Source organism: Paraburkholderia sp. SIMBA_030 (genome assembly GCF_046535245.1).
Taxonomy (GTDB): Bacteria; Pseudomonadota; Gammaproteobacteria; order Burkholderiales; family Burkholderiaceae; genus Paraburkholderia.
This window is the reverse complement of record NZ_JAWRXB010001300.1, coordinates 1-247: the sequence shown is the minus strand read 5'-3', so window position 1 is coordinate 247 and position 247 is coordinate 1. Positions and strand designations below refer to the sequence as shown.

1 protein-coding gene is annotated in these 247 nt (G+C 57.1%); it reads right to left on the bottom strand.

Annotated elements, in window-relative coordinates; all coding sequences use genetic code 11:
• On the bottom strand, nt 1-247 hold a 247-nt coding region (locus SB772_RS44245), incomplete at both ends, for an FAD-dependent oxidoreductase (RefSeq protein ID WP_410839055.1).

Here is a 247-nt window from a genome sequence, read left to right as displayed (position 1 = left end):
ATGGCTGCCTTTGATCAGGCGAATGCCATAAGGCGAAGGCAGATGCATCCCGTCGTCGAAGAACTGTTTCACCCACGGGCCGGTGGCGTTAACCAGGCCGCGCGCTTGCCAGCTATATTTTTTGCCGGTATCGATATCTTCCGCTTCCACAATCCACAGGCCGTTTTCGCGACGAGCAGAAGTAGCACGAGTACGAGTAAGCACTTCGCCGCCTTTACGCACCACCATCTGGGCGTTGGCGAGCACC